Here is a 22,268-nt window from a genome sequence, read left to right as displayed (position 1 = left end):
GTTTCCCTCTTGCTATTTGCCATTGCTAATATTTCCGCTTAAGCGCAATTTTCCATTTCATTCTACTCTGGGTTCCTTGTGAGGACATGCTTTGCTAGACTCACTTGCTAAAGATCAAGTTATAGAGGTCCAATATAAGGGTAATTTACTAAAGATGAAAGTATTAAAGTTTGAATTAAATTCTGGTGTAATAGAACCATTAATAACAAATATACTAGCTTTATGACATTGACCCTGAGGTACTAGATGGTGACGAAGTTACCCTCTTGCTCTCTCCCACTTTCCCATGAAATGTATTCATCTGAAAGCATATCTCTATTTTATGATTTCTATTATATTCATGCTCATTTTCCTTACTATAAATTGTTTCAACTTTACTTCCTAGCAAATAAAAGTTATCTATTGATGGGGCCTTTAATACATAATCATGAGTATTTTTAAATTTAAGATATTCTTCTCTCAATTCCATCAATAATCTCCCTAATACATTAATACCAACTAGCTCATTTTCATCTATAGGCTTTGCTCCCCAAAAATCATCTTTGTGAGATTCTTCTACAATTGGATATTCCAAAGTAGACTCAAGTAACGTACCAAACTTAATCCAATTTTGTGCAAGCTTCACTCTTAAACACCATTTCATAATTTGCACTCTTATATTCTCCCAGTCTTCTCTTGTGTTATTTCTATATAGCTTACTTTTCATTTTACCTGTCATTGGACTATTCTGACTAATGATAGCCCTCTGTACATCTGGCAAATGTGGGTATCTGCATGCTTGATATAGTGCCTCTGATGTTCTTATATAAACTCCACTTAACTCTATTGGATATCCCGAAGCCATATTTGACAAGCCACCAAAATTTTCGTGAGTTTTTCGAAAAATAATAGATGAATCTCTTTTATAAACTCTCTTCACAGATCTATCTTTCATTAAATAGTTCCTCCAAATCTATTTCCTTTGGTTTTATATTTATACTAACGCCATTTCCTTGTGTCATCCTTGGAAATAATGGATACCACATACGAAAAGGATGATTTCCTTCATATGTGGGATTTCCATACCACAATGCTAATGGACAATTATTCGCAATATTTCTATACGTTATAAAAAATGAACCAAACCCTAATGATTCTAATTTTTGAAAACCAAGTGGTCTCATTGATTGAGCAGGTGACTCTGCTGACATTACCAACTTTGCTCCCACTTTTAAAAAAGCTTTTTCTACTATGTTTCTTGCTTTATCTGAAGTAAATAAAACTTCATTTATTGTTGTAGATGGGTTTCTGAATAATTTATCATTCCACCTATTTGTTTTACATATTTCTATTACCTTATTGTGGTAGTCTTCCACAAAGCAATCCTCACATTTAAGTGGCCATAACACCTCTATGCTGGAATTATCCTCCTTTATATCATTTATACACATATGTCTCCAACCTTCAATCTCCAAACCTTTAGTATCTGCTTCACTTTTTATTCTTTTATATGCATAAGACCATCCTGATTTATGTAATGCTATATGATAACTAAACAGCTTAGACCCTTGATTAAATTTATTTTTATTAATCCAAGTTAATAAATCATATACAAACTTGTTTCCTGTAAATATGCAGTCATCTATATAAAAATAAAAATCTTCACTAGAGCAACTTTCTATGCTTAAATTATACTCTTCTTCAAGGACTTCATCTACTATTTCTAATAAATCCTTTTGACTACTTCCTCTAGTTTGAATACTTAAAAAAGTAGTATTTCTTATCCTATTAATGGGGTTATCTCCAAAGATAACATTGCTAGTTAGTACACTTTTTATTCTTTCCTTTACAGCTTCACGTGAAAGATAAAACCTTTTGAGTATCCCATCCATTTCTTGAAGAATTATATCTTGATCATCTTTTTCAAATTGATAAACCCATCTTTCAATATGATCACAAGACATATATGATTCTGATGGCATCTTATAATCCTTTATAGTTTCAAAAATTGATTTAATTAAGTATTCTCTTTTCACTCATAATACCCCCATATGAATTATTGTATAATATAAAACTTCCAATGCATGGTCTTTTAATTTTAACTTAGTAGTTCTAGTATATTTATATCCTTATTTATCATATACTTAAACTACTTGATTCGATAAAAAATACAGTATTCCTTTATAAATCGTATGCTATGATTCCCTTTAAATCGACATTATAAATTCAAGTGATTTGCATATTTTTTTATTATTAATATTCATCACTTTAAAGCATTTCTATAAATAATATTACTCTATATACATTTTAATTTATTCAGTACATATGTCCGTATTTTTTATAGCCTGTTTTGGAACCTTTAGTTATTTAAGCCTGTATTTATTTTCATAAAATCGCTCTCGTGTAAGCATAATAAAAAAGCATTTCATTAAGTTTTACCCTAATGAAATGCTTTTACTTGGTAATTTACTTCCCTACGAGGTGTTAGAGGGGTGCGAGGTTTCCCTTTTTATTCCTCAACACTTTGTTTTTATCATGTGCTTTAAAAATAATATCATCTACATTCATATTGTTAAAAATCTTTTTTCTTTCTTTATATAAATCTAAATATTTAGGGTTTTCGTTTATGAGATTATATACAATCAACTTTGATTTAGGATATTTTTTCTTTAAGTCTTTCTTATAAACAACTCTTTCGCCTTTTTTTAGCACTCTAACTAAACTTGTAGATGCATTTATTTCTATATTTTTATAATGCTCTAACACTTCATTATTGTAAAAATTATCATAACTTAGTATTAACTTGTCAGTAACAATGCTTTTAGGAACTAGTATTATCTTTTTACCACCTATACTTGGTAATTTATAGTCCTTTTTAATCCATTTTTTTATATTATCATCCCAAATATTATTACTAAATAAAGTCATCGGAATATTATAAATCTTACACTGATTTTGAGTGAAGTCTATTAAATATTCTCTAATTACATTTGTAGTTATATCAGATATACTATCCTTTCCAATTCCATCTATCATTAATTCACAATCTGATAAATCCTTTAAATTCCCTGTTTTAGCTGCTCTACTTTTAGATAACATTTTATACAGTTTTGCTGCCTTTTTTCCTCTTACTCCATTTCCATATATGGAGTGTTCTGATAACCCTAAGTGTGTTTCGGATGGTTCTTTTAAGCCATTTAGCATTCTCTTAGCATTTATTTCATCATTTTTTCTTATTAAATTTATAACTCCATTAAAAAATTTTATAATAGCGTTATTACAGCTTTTTGCGAAGTCACCATTTAATTTTGTAAAAATATATGGGTCTATGAATAATTCTAAATCCTGTTGTAAATCTATATCTACAAATTCTAAGTCTTCTTGATTTTTCTTAATGTTGTATGATTCTGTTAATTTTATATTAATCACCTCATAATTATATTTTATCTATGATTAACTAAAAAACAAAGCTCTATAATACTATATTACCTCCTTTCCACTCATTAAAGAAAAGCATTGAAATACATACAGTATTAATATACAATATTAAGTAGGTAACTATAATATTTGAATATTAGTATGTATTTATTAACTTTTGAGCAATAATAGCGCTAACTATTTTGCTCTTTTGTTTTTTAGAATTTTTATTTTATGTTTGGTATACTACTAAATGCTCCTAACAAATATTGTTTGACAATTTTACTATCTTTTCTTATACCTTTAAACTCTGTTAAACGCTTGATTTTACTAACCCCATATTCATTTTTATCTATAAAATATATTTGGTCTTTCCTCAAATCTTCATCTAGTAACATTATATTATGTGTAGTACAAATTAATTGAGCATTGCTTATGTTTGAGTTAAATAACTTTACTAAATGATTTACTAATAGCGGATGTAACCTTGCATCTATTTCATCTATTATTATAATCTTACCATTTTCAATAGAATCAATTATGGGACCAGCTATTTCAAACATCTTTTTAGTTCCGTTAGACTCAATTCCTATATTCTTTTCTATAGTACCAATTTCTGACCAATTCTCAGAGTATACTTTATGAAGAACTTTTAAGTCTACCCTTTTAAATGAAGGTAATAAGTCTAATTTATCTATAACGTTCTTTTTCAAAGATTCCGCGAAAAATTTTCTACTATCATCTTCTTTAATTTCTAGATTAATATCTAAAACATCTATAGCTGCTTTATTAAGAAACTTTAGCACCTTTTTTTTATTTTCTTCATTCTCTTCTATGTAACTAACAGTAGATGATAGAAATTCATTTGTATCATCTCCATCAAAAATTTCAATACTTTTAAACCAATTATAGACATTCATAGCAATTTCGTTATTTCCAAAATTAGCCCATGATAAAAATAATGCGTCTTCTCTTGTATTTTGAATTAAATGTTTAACATTTTCAAAATCACTTGTAATGCTTATATCTTTCCAACTAGGACCTTTTCTAATAAATACTTCAGTTCTTCTCTTTATTTTTTTATACAAATATTCCTTCTCTATTTTGCCGTTTAATATTGAGAAACCATATTCATATAAAATATTATTAACTATAAATGATACCTCAAAAGACTTTGGCTTATTGAGTCCTGTTTCATTAAATGCAAAATTATTTAAAACAGATATAATCTTTGCTTGAATTTCAAATCGTGCTAAAACACAATTACACATATATTGTAGTGCATTCACAAAATTACTTTTTCCACTTCCATTTGCTCCAAATATGAGAGCCGATTTGTTTAATCTTCCATATTGCGTTTTAAATGTATTTTGTTCTATAAACTTTCTATCCTTTCCTGATTCCATTGATAAATTAGTTTCTTCATAAAAAGAAGTATAATTATCAAATTTATATCCTACAAGCATATTATTCCCTCGCTAACTTTAATATTCAAATTAATGACTTTTGCTTCTTTATGTTAATTTTATACCATTAACCTCATGTAGTCAATAGCTTAATTGGTGTTTTTGCATCTTTCTTTCGCTTTTCATACTTAAGCCATTCAAAAGTCTTATTGCTTGAATTTGCACATTTTATGCATAATATATTCTCTTCTGAATATATATTTTTTCAAGAGTATAAAGTTGCAGATGGTATCCTATATTCTTCTACCCGCACCAGTATAAATTGAAGCTTAGCTTTCACATCTACGATAGCTGAGGTAATCTTTAAAAAACATATGAATTCGATTCCCCATTACAATGAAGAGCATAATTAATTGCATATTAAGTTTCTACTTCATCCCTCTACCATGGTAATTAGGGTAATATTCTAACATTTCGATAAAATGACCCAATAAATCTTTTATGTATGGTTTTCTCAGTTTTTAGAATATATGTTCCAAGTCCCTGAATAATAAAAAAATCTCCCAAGGATTTCAATTCTCTCAAAGAAAAATATGCTATCAGCCTTAATTAACATGTAAACTCTTTCTAAATAAAATTAATTTCTAATCCTTATTTTCCACTTCTCTTTTTCCTGGTGTGTGTCACCTTTAAACAACAGTCCACCCACAATCAAGTGATGGGCCACGAATATGCTAAACAATAAAACTACATTTTCGCTATATTTCCGGTGGGTTATGACCTCCATAATGCCCAACATATCAATCGGTAAACTTTTAAAATCCTTCTTCTATACTAGTAGATGGATTAAATCCTACTGATTCTTGAAGTCTATCTGTTTAAGCGTAAGTTGCTGGAACATAGGCTTGTTTAATTGGTTCAAATATCTTTTCAAAGGTAACTTCTTTACTTAAAGAATTACTTAATGCCTTTTCTAAAGCCCCTATAAATTTCTTAAGCTTTTCTGGGCTATTATTGCCGATATTAAATACCTTGTGAGGAACTTCATTTTCATTTATGGATGGATTATTAAGTAATTTTTCAATTCCTTCTACTATATCATCTACATAGATAAAATCTCTATATAAATCATGGTCAAAGTCTCCATTATTAAATATCTTAATAGGTTCTCCTTTAAAGTACTTATCAGTAAATCCAAAGTATGCATTTCTGGTCTTCCTATAGGGCATAGACTGTAAAAAAATTCAATCCTGTAGATGGTATATTGTAAAGATGACTGTAAATATGATCCATTAATTCATTTGACTTTTAGTGGCTGCATATAATGATACTGAATTGTCTACAAAATCAGTTTCTTCAAATAATACCTTTTTATTAGAACCATATACCGAGCTTGAAAATGCATAAACAAGATAATCTACTGGGTTATATCTACATGCTTCTAAAATATTTAAACGTCCTATAGTATTACTCTGCAATCTTTTTCTATAGGTTTCTTAGATTAATATTCTTGACCTTAAGGGTATTAGAGGGGGCGAAGTGTAGTTCTATCACTCTATTAGTATCCTTGATATTCTTAATATTATTCTATATTGTTCTATATTGTTAAGGTTATCCACCTTTTTCTATTAGCTTTAGTTTTGATATGATTTTTACCATTTACCTCTTCTACCTGTATCACTTATCCTAGCTTCCACATTTAAGACTCCTTTTAGAAGATAAAGACACTTTCTCCATTTTTATCTACATCGTTTATAACATTCTGTCTTGTTTGCTCTGATTCTTTCTACGGTACAGTTGCTTTATTGCATGATATACGTATTTTAACGGTTTCTCCAAGGTAATCGCGGGAAACAAAGTGACCCTCTTTTTATTACTGCTCAAACATATTTTTATTTTCTTCAATAAAGTCCTTTTGCTTATTTATATAGTCTACTAATGGTTTTACATCCTCACTTGTAGAAGATCCTAAAGCTTTTTTATATTCACTTGAAGTTTCACCACTCATATACTTTAAACCTAATCTATTATCTAATAGATGTTTTAAATATATAAACCTTCCTATCCTACCATTACCATCTTGAAATGGATGAATTATTTCGAATTCGAAGTGAAATCTAGCAATATCCTCTATTCTAACTTTCTCCAAAGAATAGAAGTTATTCATTAAAATATTTAGTTTGTCTTCAACTTCTAAGGAGTTAGCAGTATCAAATTTAGCTCCTAATATCTTGTTTTGATACTTTTTAAATACTCCTGCAATTCCTAAATCGTGCAATTTAGTTCTATACATTAGGCTACCATGCCAATTTTTTATCATATCTAAGGTTAAATCCTTATCTATGCTATCTATAAGCAAATCAAAAGTATAAAATGAGTTAACTGTTTCTTGTACATCATCTAAGGTATGAGTTCCAGTAACAATATTCTTTTCAAATAACATTTGCAAATCTTCTATAGTAAAAGCGCTACCCTCTATTTTATTTGAATGATATATAAAATCATATTTCATCAATTCATTCAATGAATTATGAATTCCCTTAGTTTGATTTAATATTTCTAAAAATCTATTATAATCTGTTAAGTTCACCACTTTTCTATAAACCCTTCTGTAATTATTCAATTTATATACAATTATTATAACCTTTAAACCAAGTAATAATTTTGGGGACATCTGAGTCGCTCCAGAGAAAACAACGTAATCCTCTTACTAATATTCTTTTATTAAACCAATATTGTCTTTATCTCTTTTTACCTTATAAACATTCTATTCTATCAATCCCCCTTTTTTAACATAAAAAGAAGAGAAAGACTAATCTTCCTCCTCTACTATCTGTTGCAACTTTCTTGCCATATGCTCTATTAAATTTACAACTAATGCATTTCCCATGCAAAAATATCTAAACGACTGAGTCATTCCTGTATTAGTCCAGTTATCTGGAAATCCATTAATTCTTTCACATTCTAGTGGAGTTAGCACTCTTAACCTTCCTGTTTCAACATCCTCAACAACATGAGTACTTCTGTTTTTAGTTGATTCACTTGTTAACATTGTACGAGCTGGCTTATTTATTGAATCTGGAAATGCTATTCCGCCTTCTCTAAATATGTACTTATGACCTTCCTTAGATGTTCTCTCAATAGCTTTAGAGCCTTTCATATAAATCCACTTTTCTAAATCCTCATCAGATAAAATATATTTCTCATCTACATGTTTTTCTAGTACATCTTGTAATGTAATTTGATACTTTGTCAATAAATTATTTGGAGTAGTTTCTATTGTATATATTACTCCATTTCTGTACATTCCAGAATTTTTAAATTCAAAGTTAAAATCATTTGAAATTTTAAGTGTATCCAAATCAAACTTTTCTTTTATATCTATACCATTAATAGTTTCTTGTGAAAAAGTTTGTATGTTAAAGATAGAACTAAAGAATCCTGAATGTTGAAGTTGCTGATATACACTTTGATTTTTTAATTCCTTATAATAATTAGTTGTGTTATGCACAGCAAAAATAAATGTACGCCTTCTTCTTTGTTGAAATCCATATTCAGCAGCATTTATTACTCTCCATTCAATAGAATAACCTAATTTAGCAAGACAGTTTATAATTACCCCAAAATCTCTTCCTCTTTGTTTTGATGGTGATTTTAATAATCTATCAACATTTTCTAAAAGCACAAATGGTGGTCTCTTATCTTTTAAGATTCTTTCAATTTCCCACCAAAGCACACCCTTTTTACCTTGTATTCCTTTAGCTCCAGTACTTGCAACAGAATAATCCTGACAAGGGAATCCCCCTACTAACACTGTATGATATGGAATACTCTCTGTTGGGACTTGTGATATATCTACATTACTAAATTCATTTATTCCACCGGAGGTTTCAAAATGACTCTTATAGCATTCAAAAGCATGTTGAGTTTTTTTGCTAGGCTCCCACTGATTCGCCCAAACTGTTGTCCAATGAGAAGAACCCTTTTCAAATCCAACTCTAAATCCCCCAACCCCAGCAAACAATTCACAAATTGTATATTTCATTTAATCTTACCTCCTAATATGTAACGTATAGATTATACTATATATTATTTAAAAAAGGAAGATCGATTTTAAAAATGTTAAATTATATAGTAAACTTTTATTTTAAATTTCTTTTTCAATTTGTTCTTTTATATATTTAGAATTTAGCCAAAAACATTTTTTTCTTTCTTTTGTGCCTTGAGGTGTAAGGGCTAAGTCATTTGCATCTTTTCCTTTTGGTCTTATATGTGCAATTTCTCCATTACTAATTTTAATAAAGTTATTATAGTCACCTTGTTTAATCTTATTTGTAGTATCTATCCATACCTTGTACATACTATTATCTAAATCTGCTATAGGCATATTCCAAAGCATAACCTTATTTAGTAAAATATCATCCAATCCTAATTCTGATTGTTTTTTAAAATTTATTTTACTCTTGAATATTATCCATAAATGCTTCTTATTTTCGAACTTATTTCTTATAGTCGAAGTGTTCCATTCTTCATTTACTATTTCGCAATAATCTATTTGTTCAAAAGACATTGATTCTTTTGGTATCCCATTAGGTTTTAATAAAATAGTTTTAATTTCAATATTAGCTTTTTTAAATTCTTCAAAGTTATCAAGCTTGTCTCCGAAAGCTATTTTACAAACATCATCAATTACAAGCCTTATAAAATTTTTAGCTTTTCTTTGTCTATTAATTGAATACACCTTTATAATTTCATCAAGAGACTTATTTACGATTTCATTAAATATATTGTAGATTTTTTGATCAAAAAGCATATATTCATCACTCAAAGATTTAGCTAATTTAAACTTTTTATATTGTTCCTTTCTAAGTAAATCCTCTATTATATAATCTACATATGATCGTTTATAAGAAAATGCTCTTTGAGGAGCCAAGATATTTGAATTTGGTTGTAATCTTTTACTCTTTTCTGCAGTACTTCCTTTAGTGCACGCACCTAAATACATTGTATCTCCTTCTGAAATTTCATGAGCTTTACCGTCCTTAACTTTTGATACAATTGTATTCCAATCACTTTCAATAATTTTCAAATCCTGCTGTGAGGGTTTCCATAAACTTATAATCTTAAATATTAAGTCTTCTGTAGGAACATCTTTCTTGTTCATATAAAACATCAAAAGAAGCTCTTCACATTTATCCATTATTGAATTATTATCCCATACTTCATTGTTCAATTTAAAATAATCAATAATACTTAATACTACTCTTTCCTTAGCTGAATACCCTAATCTTTCTCTTATATTATTGGAATTAGGTTTCTTTTTAATATTTTTAAGAGGGCATACCTTTAATTCTACACCTACTTCATCAAAGTCAGCTTCTTGTTTGCTGTTAACCCTATATCCAAAATATGATTCTTCTACAGTTTGTCCTAGTCTTCCTTTTGACTTTTTATTATTAAATCTATACTCTCTATTATATATGTTCAATTCATTTAAACTTTTATTAAGCAGTTTTCTTGCATATTGTTCTATAGATTCTTTATTATTTTTATCATAGTTGTAATCCACTTATATCCCCCCATACAAATATTCTCTTTATTAGATATTATACTATTGTTATAACATATATTACATTACCAATTTTCCATTTATGTTAATTGAATTATTTAATGATATAATATAATACATAACAAATAAGCAATATCAAGTATAATAACTTTTATAAACTAAAGGGGTGGACTATTGTATGATGAATGTAGATGCTAAAAAAATTGCTAAAATTATAGAAGCTGGAAGATTCACTCAAACTCCACTTGTGAGGTGCTGGAATGAAACAAAGTCATCATCTTTATATATATCGATGATATGTCTTTGAAAATGAAAAAAGTAGAAGTCTTTTAACTAAGTCTCCTACTTTCCCATTCTCTAAGTAATTCATCTACAATATATAAATATTTCTAAAGCCTTACTGCTACTTATATTATGATTATATACAAATCCTTCAATAGCTTCTATAACTAATAAGTTTTTGTCATTTTCTATACCATCCATATCTTTTCCTCCATTAAATATATTCAAAATTCCTTCAATTATAAAATTTATAATTAAAATTCATACCAACAATTCTAAATCCTCAAAATACCATCTAAATTAAAATAAACATTACGTATTTTAAATGGCGAGGGATTAGTATACTGTAGTTTTACTTTCTCAAAATCACTTATCCTCTTAGAGTGGTAATAGGGTCTATCAAATTTCAATCTTGCATCCCTTAACCAATTTGGAACTTCTAAGCCATGGATTTGTAAATAATAATCTATTAAAGCTGATACTTTTGTTAAATATACTATTTCTTCCTTACTGCACAGTTCTAAATTTATAGTTTCATTATTTAAACTATTTATAAATCCCATATCTTTGTATTTCAACAACTCTAGAAGTTGATTTAAACTTGTATCCTCATCTAAATAATTAAACAAATCTTGTAAATACTTATTCCCAATCATAGCCTAAATCCTCTCCTAAGTATTTAATGAAATTCATCTGTCTTTCTCCTATAAGAGTTAACGATATATGTTCCTCAAAAATATTTAATAGCTCTGCTTTAGTTGATATATTTAAATCCTTACATAATATATATGCATCTACAAAATCTTTGGCTGGTTCCGGTCTTGCAGCTAATATCTTCATAGCCAATAATTGTTCAGCTTTAGGTTTTAATATCTTTAAATTAGAATATATCTTATAGGTCTCTTTATCTTCCTTTAAATAGTCAAATATATTTAATAATTTATCTTTATCCATAAGACCTATTTCATTTGATTCACCCATAGGTTTCCTCCTTGTATAATGTAGTTACTGCTCTAATTATATCATATAAATATGTAGTTTCTGTTAGAATATCATAACGTTAACATTTAAAAACAGTACCTAGAAAAGCTTCAGATATATCTTGGAAATAAAGCAAAAACCAAAGTTACAATAGAATTTAACGTATGGAGTTATATATAACTTTCATATTAAAAATGAGAGCAGATATATTAACCCTACTTAAATAAATACGAAAAAAACAAGCTCCTCATAAAGCCCCTCATAGGTCCCCTATAAACAAATATAAGCCCCTTATAAGGACATAAGACAATAATAATAATAATAATAATAATAAAAAGAATATTAAAAATAAATATAATAATAAAACCATAATAATAAATAAAATATTGTAAATATACTAGTAATAAAAACAAAGGTAAAATTTAATACTAGTAAATTTATTTTAAAAACAAAGGCACTATTATTTTTAATATTTAGTAGAACTTTATTAACTATTGCATACTTAAAGGGTAGACCAATTACTTTGAAGCTATAAAGGAATTAATGATAAGTTAAATCAAAGGGTTGCCTACCTTTACTTGACTGAAGCTATGGATTTATTTGGCTATTTTTTTTAATTAAACCCAGTGTATAATCATAGTAATTAAGCTTATTAGATTTTTAATTAATGTAATTTAAAAATGATATTTATTAGGGGGAAATACTTATGTGGGGTAAATTCATGAATAATAAAAAAGTAATAATATCCGTAGCGTCACTGATAATATTAATGTCACTGGTAATAATGTGTTCACAGCTGTCAGGTTGTGCAGCAGTCAATTCTAAAGAAATGTTAAGCCTTATAGATAAGGGTGAAACAATAACATTAGAATTAGCAAGTCCTAGTTATGACATTAAGGAAAAGGGAAAGCAATAGGAGGAACTAGATTGGGTACAACTAGACCAACTTAAGACATTTAATCAAGGGTTTAGACAAGAATTTGACCAGGTGTTCAACATTAATATTGTAACGGAGAAAGGTGTAAATGGAAAGTCAGGTTGTTTATATGTAGACGAGGCAGGTGACAGAGAAGGTAATACAACCTTAGAGGACGCCTTTAGAAATAAGACATTCGTTACTAAGTATTGGGATGGCAGTGAAGTAAAGGATAAGATGGCTAAACTAGGGAATAACGTTTATACAGATGTAGCTGACAGTGATAGTGACGCAATAGCAGCATCTATAAATGCCTACTATAACTTAATGCCAGACGCAACTAATCCTGAATCATTTAATGGTACACAGTCATTAACAAGAGAGCAATTCTATGAGTTAGTATACAAGACAGAAAACGGAGTGCAGGAGATAGAAATAGATAAGAACTTCGAGACAGCAGTTGGAGGTGCTACAAGTCATACAAAGTTTGCACAAGGCGTAGATGAATATGGTTTCTTATCTGTAGAGAATAAGAGTTTAGATGGTAATTCATATAGTGGCAGCATATCAAGGTCAGAGGCCATCTATATGTTAGTTAATAAACACTTTAAAGATGAAATGTCAAAGGTAACTGGTAAAGAGAAGGCATTTAAAGATAATAAGAATGCGGGAGATTTAGCTTTAAAGGCGGGTTTTAAGTATAAAGACAAGGAGAGTAAAGAGGTAGTAGCGAAGGATAGGTGGCAATCATATACACTAGCCTATATGTTACAAAACAACATTAAGGGTATGCAGGAAGAGGTTTATAAGGCAATGGTAGTAGCTAAGAATTTAGGCTTATTAACATCAGACGAATCAAGATGGGACGAACCATTAAGTAAATCAGAATCAATCATGTTAATAGCTAATACACAGCTAGCTAAAAACAAAGCTTATGGTTATTTAAGTGAGGGAGAGTATGGTAAAATCAACTTAGATAAGTTTAAGGTATCAACAGGAAAGCCAGAGGTACTAGGAGTAACAGAAGAAGGCTTAGAGTATGGCAAGGATTGGATAGAAACAGAGGGTATGCCATCTGACCCTAACAAGGTATTATCTAACGGTATAACACTTTGGGACGCTAAGCTACAGTATGATGCAGCTAAGGAAAGTATAGGGAGATTAGGATTACCTAATGCAGAATTTGATGCATTTCTTAAAGACGTAGCGGAGAGTTTAGGAACAACAGTCTTAGAGATAGAGAGTTTACCTGATACACCACCAGCACCACCAACACCGAAGGTAGTGCAAAAGCAAGAGAAACCAGCACAAAAGCCAACACAAGCACCTGCTGAAAAGCCAACACCACAACCAAGTAAACCAGCTAACAACGGTGGGTGGGAACAGCGGAGTAGACGCAGATGGATACAGCTCTAACGGAGTAGACGATTTCATTAGAGATAAGACAATTATACCTGACGGGTTCACACCTTATGACGGACCAGGCTTAGGAGATGGAAACTAATCACTAAAGTAAGCATGTAAGAGTTTATAGGAAATAAATCATAAGATAAGGAGGTATAATAATATACATGAGGAAGGTTAATAAGATAATATCCACCTTACTGTGTTTACTTCTAGTGTTAACATCAGTTCCAATAACAGCACTTGCAGAGGGTGCAGGAGTTGGTGACAATGATAACGGTTAAGGGGAATACTTTAAGAAGTTGTTCCTAAACAGTGAAGGTGGATTAGATTCAATAGAAACAAGTCCACCTTACCACTTATATACACCCTTAAGTAATTCTATTTCTCTTTTATGTCCTTCAAGTTCATTTGGAGTTTCAAGAAAAAATGGTAGATGGCATAGCTTCTTATGATTAATTATATTAGATATAGCATCTAAACCTATATAGCCCTCTCCTATTGTTTCATGTCTATCTTTGTGGCTTTTAAATGGATTTTTACTATCATTTAAATGAATAGCACATAATTTATCAAGACCTATTATCCTGTCAAACTCATCTAAAACTTTATCTAATTCATTTACTATATCATATCCTGCATCATAAATATGGCATGTATCTAAACATACACCTATATGATCTTTTAGCCTAGCACCCTTTATAATTTCAGCTATTTCTTCAAAATTTCTTCCTATTTCAGTTCCTTTTCCAGACATGGTTTCTAATAGGACCTTTGTTGTCTGCTCTTCTTTCAAAATTGAGTTTAAAGCATAAACTATATATTCTATTCCTGCCTCTACTCCCTGCTTCACATGATTTCCGGGATGAAAATTATATAAGTTATTTGGTATATATTCCATCCTATTTAGATCATCCTTCATTATCTCTATAGCGAATTCTCTATTTCTATCATCAGCTGAACATGGATTTAATGTATAGGGTGCATGGGCTAAGATTTTCCCAAAGTTATTTTCCTTTGCTAATTCTAAAAATTCTTTAACATCCTTTTCGTCTATATCCTTTGCTTTACTTCCTCTTGGATTACGAGTGAAAAACTGAAAAGTATTGGCTCCGATTTTCAGGGCATTTTCACCCATGTTCTTAAATCCCTTTGATGAAAACAAATGACATCCTATATTTATCATATATATATTTCCTCCGTACTTTACTTTATTTTATTAACTTATTATACCCTTCACTTATCAATATCACTATACCATAATTATACTATAATATAATCACTAATGAAATCATTTACACCTTAACTAATATAGAAAATGCGAGGTAAATATGAGTAATATAATTAAATCTGATATATCACACAACCTAGAAGGTATTACCATAAAGTCTATTGATACAGGCGATAAAAGTATAATTAAAAATGAGATTCTTAAAGCTAGTGAAGCTGGTCTCATAAATAGCTTAATAGATTCAAATCTAGCTTTAACTCCAAAGTTAATAGTAAACGACTACTCAAAGGGTAGCAAAGTTTTAACCGAAATAATTTCTGAATTAACTAAGTGTAAGGAATTTTTTATATCCGTTGCCTTTATTACAAGTAGTGGTATAACCCCCTTACTTGAAACTCTTAAATATTTAGATGAAAAAGGTATTAAAGGTAAGATATTAACTACAGATTATTTGAACTTTAGTGAGCCTAAAGCCCTTAGAAAACTACTTGAATTTTCAAATATTGAAATTAAACTATATAGCAAAGAAAACTTTCATACTAAAGGTTACATATTTAAATATGATGATCATTATAAATTAATCGTTGGTAGTTCAAATTTAACTCAATCAGCCTTAACCAAAAACAAAGAATGGAATTTAAAAATTTCTTCTTTAGAGGAAGGTTCTTTAACTGAAAATGTTATTGATGAGTTTAACGGACTTTGGGATGATGCCTATGATCTAACTTTAGATTGGATAGAAACCTACCAGGATATTTATAAAAAGCAAATTGAATACGCTAGAAAAAGTAGTGTTCCAAGGCTTTCACAATATAAGCTTAAGCCAAATAAAATGCAGGTAGCTGCCATACAAGGATTAAATAAGATCCGGGAAGATGGCTCTGATAAAGCTCTTTTAATTTCTGCTACAGGTACTGGAAAAACCTATTTATCTGCTTTTGAACTAAGAAATTATAATCCTAAAAAGGCCCTATTTATAGTACATAGAGAACAAATAGCAAGGCAAGCTTTAAATAGCTTTCAAAATGTATTTGGTGATACTAGAACTATGGGTATTCTATCTGGAACTAGGAAGGATATTAATAAGGACTTTATCTTTTGTACAGTCCAAACACTATCAAAGGATGATGTTCTTAAAAGTTTTAAAAGGGATGAATTTGATTATATTATCATTGATGAAGTACATAAAGCAGGAGCTAATAGCTATCAGAAGATAGTTGAATATTTTGCCCCTAAATTTTTGCTTGGTATGACAGCCACACCTGAAAGATGTGATGACTTTGATATTTTCAAAATGTTTAATTACAATATCGCCTATGAAATACGTCTTCAAAAAGCCTTAGAAGAAGATTTACTTTGCCCCTTCCATTACTTTGGTGTATCTGATATTAGCGTGGATGGTGTGGAGCTCGAAGATAACTCTTTCTTCAGAGCCTTAGTAGCTAAAGAAAGAGTTAATCATATAATAGATAAAATTAATTTTTATGGATATTGTGGTGAAAGAGTAAAGGGATTAATATTTTGTAGTGATAAGAAGGAAGCCCATGAACTTTCAGATATATTTAACACCTATGGATATAAAACAGTGGCTCTAACCGGAGATAATACTCAAAATGAAAGAGAAATAGCAATTCAGAGCTTAGAACAAGATGAAATAGATAATTCTTTAGATTATATATTTACTGTGGATATCTTTAATGAAGGTGTAGATATCCCCTCTGTTAATCAAGTTGTTATGTTAAGGCCAACTAAGTCCTCCATTATCTTTGTTCAACAATTAGGTAGAGGCCTTAGGAAGGATAAGTTTAAAGAATACGTTGTTATCATAGACTTTATAGGAAACTATAACAATAACTTTCTAATTCCTATTGCTTTATCTGGAGATAGGACTTTTAACAAAGATAATATTAGAAAGTATGTTATGGAAGGCACAAGAATAATACCTGGTTGCTCCACTATTAATTTTGATGAAATATCTAAGAAAAAGATATTTGAGTCTATTGATAGGGCTAACTTTAATGATATTAAGCTAATTAAAGAAAGCTATAATACTCTTAAACAAAAGATTGGTAGAATACCAAGTTTAGCGGATTTTGATACCTATGAGTCTATTGATCCTTTAAGAATATTCCAAAGCAAAAGTCTTGGCTCTTATTATATGTTTTTACAAAAGTATGAAAAGGAATATGACATAAGACTTGATGATTCAAAGGAATTGTTTATTGAATTTATTTCTAAAAAGCTAGCTTCTGGTAAAAGAATTCATGAACTACTTATGCTTAAATACGCCATTAACTATGAAACTGATCTAATTTACAATCTGAAAAAGGGATTAAAAGAAGATTATGATATAGACTTTAAAGCTAGTACTGAAACCAATGTAGTTAACGTTCTTACAAATGAATTTTTATCAGGCGCCGGTAAAAAGACTTATGAAAAATGTATCTTCTTAGAAAAGTCAGATTCTGATTATAATATTTCTAAATCATTTAAAGATCACCTTCAAAATAATGATTTTAAATATATGGTTGAGGAATTAATTGATTTTGGAATAGAAAGATACAATAAGTTTTACAGTAACAGATATATGAATACTAGCCTTCAGTTATATGAGAAATATACCTATGAGGATGTTTGTAGACTCCTAGAGTGGAAAAAAGGAGAGGTTGCTCTTAATATTGGTGGCTATAAATTTGATAAAGCCACTAAAACCTACCCTGTATTTATCAATTATAAAAAGTCTTCCGATATTACAGATACCATTAATTACGAAGATAGATTTCAATCCCCTTCTCAGTTAATTGCTATATCAAAGGTAGGTAGAACGATAACTTCTGATGATATAGTACAAGCTTATAGAGGTGAAGAAAATGGTGTTGAAATGAGCTTATTTGTTAGAAAAAATAAGGATGATAAAGTTTCAAAAGAATTTTACTTCCTAGGTAAAATCAAAGCCATAGGAAAACCCATACAATTTATTATGAAAAACACTAGTAAAACAGCTGTAGAAATTAAATATCAATTAGTTACTCCTATAAGAGAAGATATTTATGACTATATAACTAGCTTTCTACCATAGTTCCGCCATTAACATGAATCACCTGACCAGTTACATATGATGAATCTTCTGAGGCTAAATAAACATAGGCTGGAGCTAATTCATAGGGTTGCCCTGCCATTTTCATTTGTGTATTAGATCCAAATGTTGTAACCTTAGTTTCATTAAAACTTGATACTATAAGCGGTGTCCAAATAGGTCCTGGTGCTACTGCATTTACTCTAATTCCATTACCAACTAAAGATAGTGATAATGAACGAGTAAAGCTTACAATTGCTCCTTTTGTTGCAGAATAATCTATAAGGTCTTTGTGTCCTTCATAGGCAGTAACTGAGGTTGTATTAATTATTGTACTTCCTTTCTTTAGATGCGGAAGAGCTGCCTTTGTAAGATAAAACATAGAAAAAATATTTGTCTTAAAGGTTGATTCAAGTTGATCTAGTGTTATTAAATCTATACTTGTCTTTGGATACTGAACTCCTGAATTATTTACTAGTATATCTAACTTTTTAAAGGTATCTATTGTCTTGTCTATTATAGACTTACAAAAGTTTTCATCAGATATATCACCTGCTATAAGCAAGCATTTTCTTCCACAGTTTTCAACATACCTTTTAGTCTCCTCTGCGTCTTCATCTTCATTTAAATATGAAATAACAACATCTGCTCCTTCTTTTGCAAAGGCTACTGCCACCGCTCTTCCAATTCCACTATCACCACCTGTAATTATGGCGACTTTATCTTTTAGTTTTTCACTTCCTTTATAGCATGGATTATCAAATATAGGTCTTGGTTCCATTATCCCCTCCATGCCCGGCTGAGCTTGTTGATGCTGTGGTGGGAAACTTATAGGTTTTTGTTTACATTCCATATTTTCTTTATTATCCATATTTACCTCCTAATAAACCATTATTATAAGAAATTTTACACATATAATTACTGTTTATTATTAGTAAATTAGTTTGGAAATATTCTTATAAGGAGTTTATATTCTAAATTCTATATTCTAATACGGACTACTAAAAAGACCTGCTCCTTTTATGATTTCCTGTTCCCTAAATAAACTTGAAACCGCTTGTTCATAATCACTTAACCTTTGAGACTTCTTTATTTTCTTAGCATACTTTTCATTATTTGAAAATATGTGACTCATGTATCCCCATAATTCTTTCATTCTAAACATTGCATTTCTCTCTTCATTTAAGAATTCTCTATATCCACTAAAAATTTCATCATGGAAATCTTTAAGTACCTCTTTGTCTAAATTAGTATTGTTTTTGATCTCATTTATAAATCCTGGATTAGCTATTATTCCTCTACCTATCATTACTTTATTTACCTCTGGAAAGTCCTTTATTAACTTTTCATGGTTATGAGTAGTAAAAATATCGCCATTATAACATATTGGATTAGAGCTTAAAGACAGTGCATCTTTAAATACCTCTAAATTAGGTTTATTTCCATAAAAGTCTTTTTGTGTTCTAGGATGAATGATTAATTCCTCTATAGGATATTTATTATAAATTTTTATAAGCTCATAAAACTCTTCTGAGCTATCCTTTCCTATTCTAGTCTTTATAGAAATTTTCATATCATCCATTTTGAATATTTCCTCTAAAAACATATCAAGCTCTTCTCTTTTAGCTAGAAACCCAGAGCCTGTATTTTTTGAAACAACAGTTCCTGAAGGACAGCCTAAATTTAAATTAACCTCATTATAACCTAAGCTTTGTAATTTTCTAGAAGTATTAATAAATCCTTCCGAATCATTAGTAAGTAGTTGAGGCACAACATTCATACCCTTATTGTTTTCAGGTAACACATCCCTTAGCTCTTTAGTTTTAAGACTTCTACTTTTATTTGTTACAATAAAAGGTGTAAAGTATTTATCAATGTTATGAAAAAATTTATCATAAGCATTTCTATATATGTATCCTGTGATTCCTTCCATTGGTGCTAAATAATATTTCATTTAAGAACTCCTTATATTCTAATTTCATTTTAAAGGTAAGTTTAAATTTATTATATTACCTTACCTTTTTTCTTTGCATCAGCATCTAGTCCTGATCCTACTCCAACACCCACTGCCATACCAATAGGTAGTCCTAATGCTAAATTATGAAACAACGTTAGTCCGAAGATGAGTCCCAAACTAACTCCTATACTGATATAAATGCTAGTATAATGCCCTTCAGGTACTAATTTATGCTCTTTTTGCAAATGTAATTTCATAGCTTCAATTTTCTTAGTATGTTGTTTTAGTTCCTGTTTATCAAGCAAACCTCTCTTATTCCTTAACTCCCTAACTTGATCATCTAATTCATTAAGATATTTATTACATTCATTACAATCAAAAGAGTAGAGCCTTTTATAAATTCGCTCTAGTAAATCTAATTTTAACCGCCCTGCCAATTTCTCATCTACTTCATTCCTAAGGAGTTGAATATTTGCTAAAATTTCATTAAAATCTTTACTATCCATGATATACCTCTTCCATTTAATATAATTTTATAACTGATGTTCTTATAGTTATAAGCCATTTTTTCTATAACATTTATTTATTGCATTTTCTTTTAGCTTTTATATAATAATTTATACTTGAAACACCAAAAGCAGCACCTATCATAATAAGCATCAGTGCATCATAATACTTTCTTTCAGTTAAATTCACTATTCCTAAGCTTAAAAAAGCAAGACTTACAAACGCATTTATTGCACCTTCAAATTTATTAGCTGCTATTTTACCATATTTATTTATCTGTCTTATTCTATGATTATAGGCTAGGTATGGTAAAAAGTTAAATATAAATACAATTATATTTATCATGAATAATCCCAAAACAATTAAAAATATAGGTCTTATAGTAATTACTGATACAAATAATATAATCATAAGCACAATGCCTGTGATGAAAGAGTACAATGTTCCCCTACCTGTTTGTATTTTCATTCTTGTATATTTTTCTATTTCCGATTCCTTATCACTGTAAATTGGCTTTATTCCAGTAGGGCCTGAAAAAATGTGCATTTCATTCCCTATAGAAACAACAGGTGTCCAACCCGCTTCTTTAAATAAAGTAAAATATTCCTCACTAGGCTCACTTTGATAGTCTAAGCTATACACTATCTCTTGATTCAAATCCTTTTTTAATTTGTAGAAAAATCCACCTACTATGTCTTCTAGTATCCAACCTTCCTTTGCATAATTTTTTAGTTTTTCCATGTCACTTTCTTCACTAAAAGCAAATCCGCTGATCATGACATATTTATTTTTCACAAATATCACCCCTTTTCTACTACTTTAAAAATTTTTCAGCGAAGTTAATCATTTGTTTTTTTCGCTCAATCTCTTTTATAAGCATCTCACGCCCTAGACTTGTAATCTTATATATCTTCTTATTTTCATCTGTGCTAGGCTTTAATTCTATGAGCCCTGCTACTAAGAGCTTTTTAAGTGTTGTGTATAGTGATGCAGGTCCAATTGTTACTTTATTTTCAGTAAATTCCTCAATAGTTTTCATAATTAAGTAACCATGCTTTTCCTCACTAACACTAGATAAAATATAAAAAGCAGAATCTGTTAATTCACCTATGTCAATGGAATCTTTTCTTGCCATAATAACCTTCTCCCTTTTCTTATACGCTATATCATTTAATGATATAGCATTAAACATACTATATCATTAAGTGATATAGTTGTCAATTATTTATTTGTCTACTTAATACCATTTAAAACTTATACTAAAGAATCATACAAATTAAAACTAAATTAATGTTTTATGCACACTGCTTTCCTCTTATGTATAAGTTTATACACCTTTACAAATACTAAAATCAAACTAATAGAGGTGATAATATGACTTCTGAAGAAAAAGCTTATATAGCTGGAATTATAGATGGTGAAGGTAGTATTATGCTTTTAAAGTTTCATCACAATCAATTCCCCTCTCCATGCATAAGCAAAAATCCACGATATTTCCATCGTGGATTTTTTGCTGGAGTCAAAACATACCATTTGAGCTCCT

General features: G+C 29.5%; 21 protein-coding genes and 1 pseudogene. 5 read left to right on the top strand and 17 right to left on the bottom strand.

From position 1 onward, the window contains the following. Nucleotides 1-91 precede the first annotated feature (91 nt). Nucleotides 92-226 carry a hypothetical protein gene (locus BV55_RS15890; RefSeq protein WP_278246642.1) on the top strand — a complete coding sequence of 45 codons (135 nt, stop codon included), beginning with the start codon at nucleotides 92-94 and terminating at the stop codon, nucleotides 224-226. On the opposite strand, the gene BV55_RS0109420 is transcribed toward BV55_RS15890, so the two are convergent. The 11 genes from BV55_RS0109420 to BV55_RS0109360 all read right to left on the bottom strand — a co-directional run bounded on the left by BV55_RS0109420 (nucleotide 221) and on the right by BV55_RS0109360 (nucleotide 11,634). Beyond that, nucleotides 221-934 carry an NADAR family protein gene (locus tag BV55_RS0109420; RefSeq protein ID WP_084170533.1) on the bottom strand — a complete coding sequence of 238 codons (714 nt, stop codon included), beginning with the start codon at nucleotides 932-934 and terminating at the stop codon, nucleotides 221-223. The two genes, BV55_RS15890 and BV55_RS0109420, sit on opposite strands and share 6 nt — an antisense overlap. Continuing rightward, nucleotides 924-2,015: a phosphoribosyltransferase-like protein gene (locus BV55_RS0109415; RefSeq protein WP_029452577.1), complete on the bottom strand. Its 1,092-nt coding sequence runs from the start codon at nucleotides 2,013-2,015 to the stop codon at nucleotides 924-926. The genes BV55_RS0109420 and BV55_RS0109415 overlap by 11 nt, the downstream gene beginning before the upstream one ends. Nucleotides 2,016-2,463: 448 nt before the next feature. After that, nucleotides 2,464-3,408, bottom strand: a complete 945-nt coding sequence (locus BV55_RS0109410; protein WP_029452576.1) for a hypothetical protein — start codon at nucleotides 3,406-3,408, stop codon at nucleotides 2,464-2,466. A gap of 215 nt (nucleotides 3,409-3,623) precedes the next feature. Then, entirely contained in the window at nucleotides 3,624-4,862 is a 1,239-nt protein-coding gene (locus BV55_RS0109405) for an AAA family ATPase (RefSeq protein WP_029452575.1), read from the bottom strand. A gap of 818 nt (nucleotides 4,863-5,680) precedes the next feature. Beyond that, complete coding sequence (locus BV55_RS15840) at nucleotides 5,681-6,031, bottom strand: NAD-dependent epimerase/dehydratase family protein (RefSeq protein WP_242850871.1); 351 nt, start codon at nucleotides 6,029-6,031, stop codon at nucleotides 5,681-5,683. Nucleotides 6,032-6,094: 63 nt separating this feature from the next. Continuing rightward, entirely contained in the window at nucleotides 6,095-6,280 is a 186-nt protein-coding gene (locus tag BV55_RS15835) for an NAD-dependent epimerase/dehydratase family protein (RefSeq protein WP_242850870.1), read from the bottom strand. Between the two features lie 395 nt (nucleotides 6,281-6,675). After that, nucleotides 6,676-7,476 (bottom strand): Fic family protein, encoded by an 801-nt coding sequence (locus BV55_RS0109390; RefSeq protein ID WP_084170532.1) that lies wholly within the window; start codon nucleotides 7,474-7,476, stop codon nucleotides 6,676-6,678. A 138-nt stretch (nucleotides 7,477-7,614) separates the two neighbouring features. After that, nucleotides 7,615-8,847 carry a DNA (cytosine-5-)-methyltransferase gene (gene dcm, locus BV55_RS0109385; protein ID WP_029452573.1) on the bottom strand — a complete coding sequence of 411 codons (1,233 nt, stop codon included), beginning with the start codon at nucleotides 8,845-8,847 and terminating at the stop codon, nucleotides 7,615-7,617. 102 nt (nucleotides 8,848-8,949) lie between these two features. Next, nucleotides 8,950-10,371, bottom strand: coding sequence for a Sau3AI family type II restriction endonuclease (locus BV55_RS0109380; RefSeq protein WP_029452572.1), 1,422 nt, complete (start codon nucleotides 10,369-10,371; stop codon nucleotides 8,950-8,952). Between the two features lie 557 nt (nucleotides 10,372-10,928). Continuing rightward, on the bottom strand, nucleotides 10,929-11,309 hold the full coding sequence (locus BV55_RS0109365) for a hypothetical protein (RefSeq protein ID WP_029452571.1): 381 nt from the start codon (nucleotides 11,307-11,309) through the stop codon (nucleotides 10,929-10,931). Beyond that, nucleotides 11,296-11,634 carry a hypothetical protein gene (locus tag BV55_RS0109360; protein ID WP_051652474.1) on the bottom strand — a complete coding sequence of 113 codons (339 nt, stop codon included), beginning with the start codon at nucleotides 11,632-11,634 and terminating at the stop codon, nucleotides 11,296-11,298. The genes BV55_RS0109365 and BV55_RS0109360 overlap by 14 nt, the downstream gene beginning before the upstream one ends. A 721-nt stretch (nucleotides 11,635-12,355) precedes the next feature. Between BV55_RS0109360 and BV55_RS0109355 the strand changes: the two genes are divergently transcribed. Both BV55_RS0109355 and BV55_RS0109350 read left to right on the top strand, forming a co-directional pair. Continuing rightward, nucleotides 12,356-12,550, top strand: coding sequence for a hypothetical protein (locus BV55_RS0109355; RefSeq protein WP_198023209.1), 195 nt, complete (start codon nucleotides 12,356-12,358; stop codon nucleotides 12,548-12,550). A 72-nt stretch (nucleotides 12,551-12,622) separates the two neighbouring features. After that, nucleotides 12,623-13,966: a hypothetical protein gene (locus tag BV55_RS0109350; protein ID WP_029452568.1), complete on the top strand. Its 1,344-nt coding sequence runs from the start codon at nucleotides 12,623-12,625 to the stop codon at nucleotides 13,964-13,966. Between the two features lie 340 nt (nucleotides 13,967-14,306). Here the strand turns inward: BV55_RS0109350 and BV55_RS0109340 are convergent, their stop codons facing one another. Next, entirely contained in the window at nucleotides 14,307-15,140 is an 834-nt protein-coding gene (locus BV55_RS0109340) for a deoxyribonuclease IV (RefSeq protein ID WP_029452567.1), read from the bottom strand. A gap of 145 nt (nucleotides 15,141-15,285) precedes the next feature. Between BV55_RS0109340 and BV55_RS0109335 the strand changes: the two genes are divergently transcribed. Further along, nucleotides 15,286-18,264: a DEAD/DEAH box helicase gene (locus BV55_RS0109335; protein ID WP_029452566.1), complete on the top strand. Its 2,979-nt coding sequence runs from the start codon at nucleotides 15,286-15,288 to the stop codon at nucleotides 18,262-18,264. Here the strand turns inward: BV55_RS0109335 and BV55_RS0109330 are convergent. The 5 genes from BV55_RS0109330 to BV55_RS0109310 all read right to left on the bottom strand — a co-directional run bounded on the left by BV55_RS0109330 (nucleotide 18,248) and on the right by BV55_RS0109310 (nucleotide 21,860). After that, on the bottom strand, nucleotides 18,248-19,132 hold the full coding sequence (locus tag BV55_RS0109330) for an SDR family oxidoreductase (protein WP_051652473.1): 885 nt from the start codon (nucleotides 19,130-19,132) through the stop codon (nucleotides 18,248-18,250). The genes BV55_RS0109335 and BV55_RS0109330 overlap by 17 nt on opposite strands. A gap of 117 nt (nucleotides 19,133-19,249) precedes the next feature. After that, entirely contained in the window at nucleotides 19,250-20,215 is a 966-nt protein-coding gene (locus tag BV55_RS0109325) for a tRNA dihydrouridine synthase (protein WP_029452564.1), read from the bottom strand. 50 nt (nucleotides 20,216-20,265) lie between these two features. Continuing rightward, nucleotides 20,266-20,724, bottom strand: a complete 459-nt coding sequence (locus tag BV55_RS15700) for a glycine zipper domain-containing protein (RefSeq protein ID WP_029452563.1) — start codon at nucleotides 20,722-20,724, stop codon at nucleotides 20,266-20,268. A gap of 73 nt (nucleotides 20,725-20,797) precedes the next feature. Further along, nucleotides 20,798-21,520 carry a DUF2812 domain-containing protein gene (locus BV55_RS0109315; RefSeq protein WP_029452562.1) on the bottom strand — a complete coding sequence of 241 codons (723 nt, stop codon included), beginning with the start codon at nucleotides 21,518-21,520 and terminating at the stop codon, nucleotides 20,798-20,800. 19 nt (nucleotides 21,521-21,539) lie between these two features. Next, nucleotides 21,540-21,860 carry a PadR family transcriptional regulator gene (locus tag BV55_RS0109310; RefSeq protein ID WP_029452561.1) on the bottom strand — a complete coding sequence of 107 codons (321 nt, stop codon included), beginning with the start codon at nucleotides 21,858-21,860 and terminating at the stop codon, nucleotides 21,540-21,542. Between the two features lie 239 nt (nucleotides 21,861-22,099). Between BV55_RS0109310 and BV55_RS15995 the strand changes: the two are divergent. Next, nucleotides 22,100-22,204 (top strand): annotated as a pseudogene (locus BV55_RS15995) (LAGLIDADG family homing endonuclease); the annotation flags it as partial. Between the last annotated feature and the right edge of the window lie 64 nt (nucleotides 22,205-22,268).

It is taken from the genome of Clostridium algidicarnis (assembly GCF_000703125.1).
Lineage (GTDB): Bacteria > Bacillota > Clostridia > Clostridiales > Clostridiaceae > Clostridium_L > Clostridium_L algidicarnis.
The sequence above is the reverse complement of the archived record's forward strand: the minus strand, read 5'-3'. Positions and strand labels throughout refer to the sequence as shown.

Bases quoted from the DNA above. Each gene is read 5' to 3' on its own strand.
- BV55_RS0109310 (WP_029452561.1), bottom strand. From the start codon at position 21,860: ATGGCAAGAAAAGATTCCATTGACATAGGTGAATTAACAGATTCTGCT.
- BV55_RS0109405 (WP_029452575.1), bottom strand. From the start codon at position 4,862: ATGCTTGTAGGATATAAATTTGATAATTATACTTCTTTTTATGAAGAA.
- BV55_RS0109330 (WP_051652473.1), bottom strand. From the start codon at position 19,132: ATGGATAATAAAGAAAATATGGAATGTAAACAAAAACCTATAAGTTTC.
- BV55_RS0109325 (WP_029452564.1), bottom strand. From the start codon at position 20,215: ATGAAATATTATTTAGCACCAATGGAAGGAATCACAGGATACATATAT.
- BV55_RS0109335 (WP_029452566.1), top strand. From the start codon at position 15,286: ATGAGTAATATAATTAAATCTGATATATCACACAACCTAGAAGGTATT.
- BV55_RS15840 (WP_242850871.1), bottom strand. From the start codon at position 6,031: ATGCCCTATAGGAAGACCAGAAATGCATACTTTGGATTTACTGATAAG.
- BV55_RS0109420 (WP_084170533.1), bottom strand. From the start codon at position 934: ATGAAAGATAGATCTGTGAAGAGAGTTTATAAAAGAGATTCATCTATT.
- BV55_RS0109340 (WP_029452567.1), bottom strand. From the start codon at position 15,140: ATGATAAATATAGGATGTCATTTGTTTTCATCAAAGGGATTTAAGAAC.
- BV55_RS0109390 (WP_084170532.1), bottom strand. From the start codon at position 7,476: ATGTCCCCAAAATTATTACTTGGTTTAAAGGTTATAATAATTGTATAT.
- BV55_RS0109360 (WP_051652474.1), bottom strand. From the start codon at position 11,634: ATGGGTGAATCAAATGAAATAGGTCTTATGGATAAAGATAAATTATTA.
- BV55_RS0109355 (WP_198023209.1), top strand. From the start codon at position 12,356: ATGAATAATAAAAAAGTAATAATATCCGTAGCGTCACTGATAATATTA.
- BV55_RS0109365 (WP_029452571.1), bottom strand. From the start codon at position 11,309: ATGATTGGGAATAAGTATTTACAAGATTTGTTTAATTATTTAGATGAG.
- dcm (WP_029452573.1), bottom strand. From the start codon at position 8,847: ATGAAATATACAATTTGTGAATTGTTTGCTGGGGTTGGGGGATTTAGA.
- BV55_RS15700 (WP_029452563.1), bottom strand. From the start codon at position 20,724: ATGGATAGTAAAGATTTTAATGAAATTTTAGCAAATATTCAACTCCTT.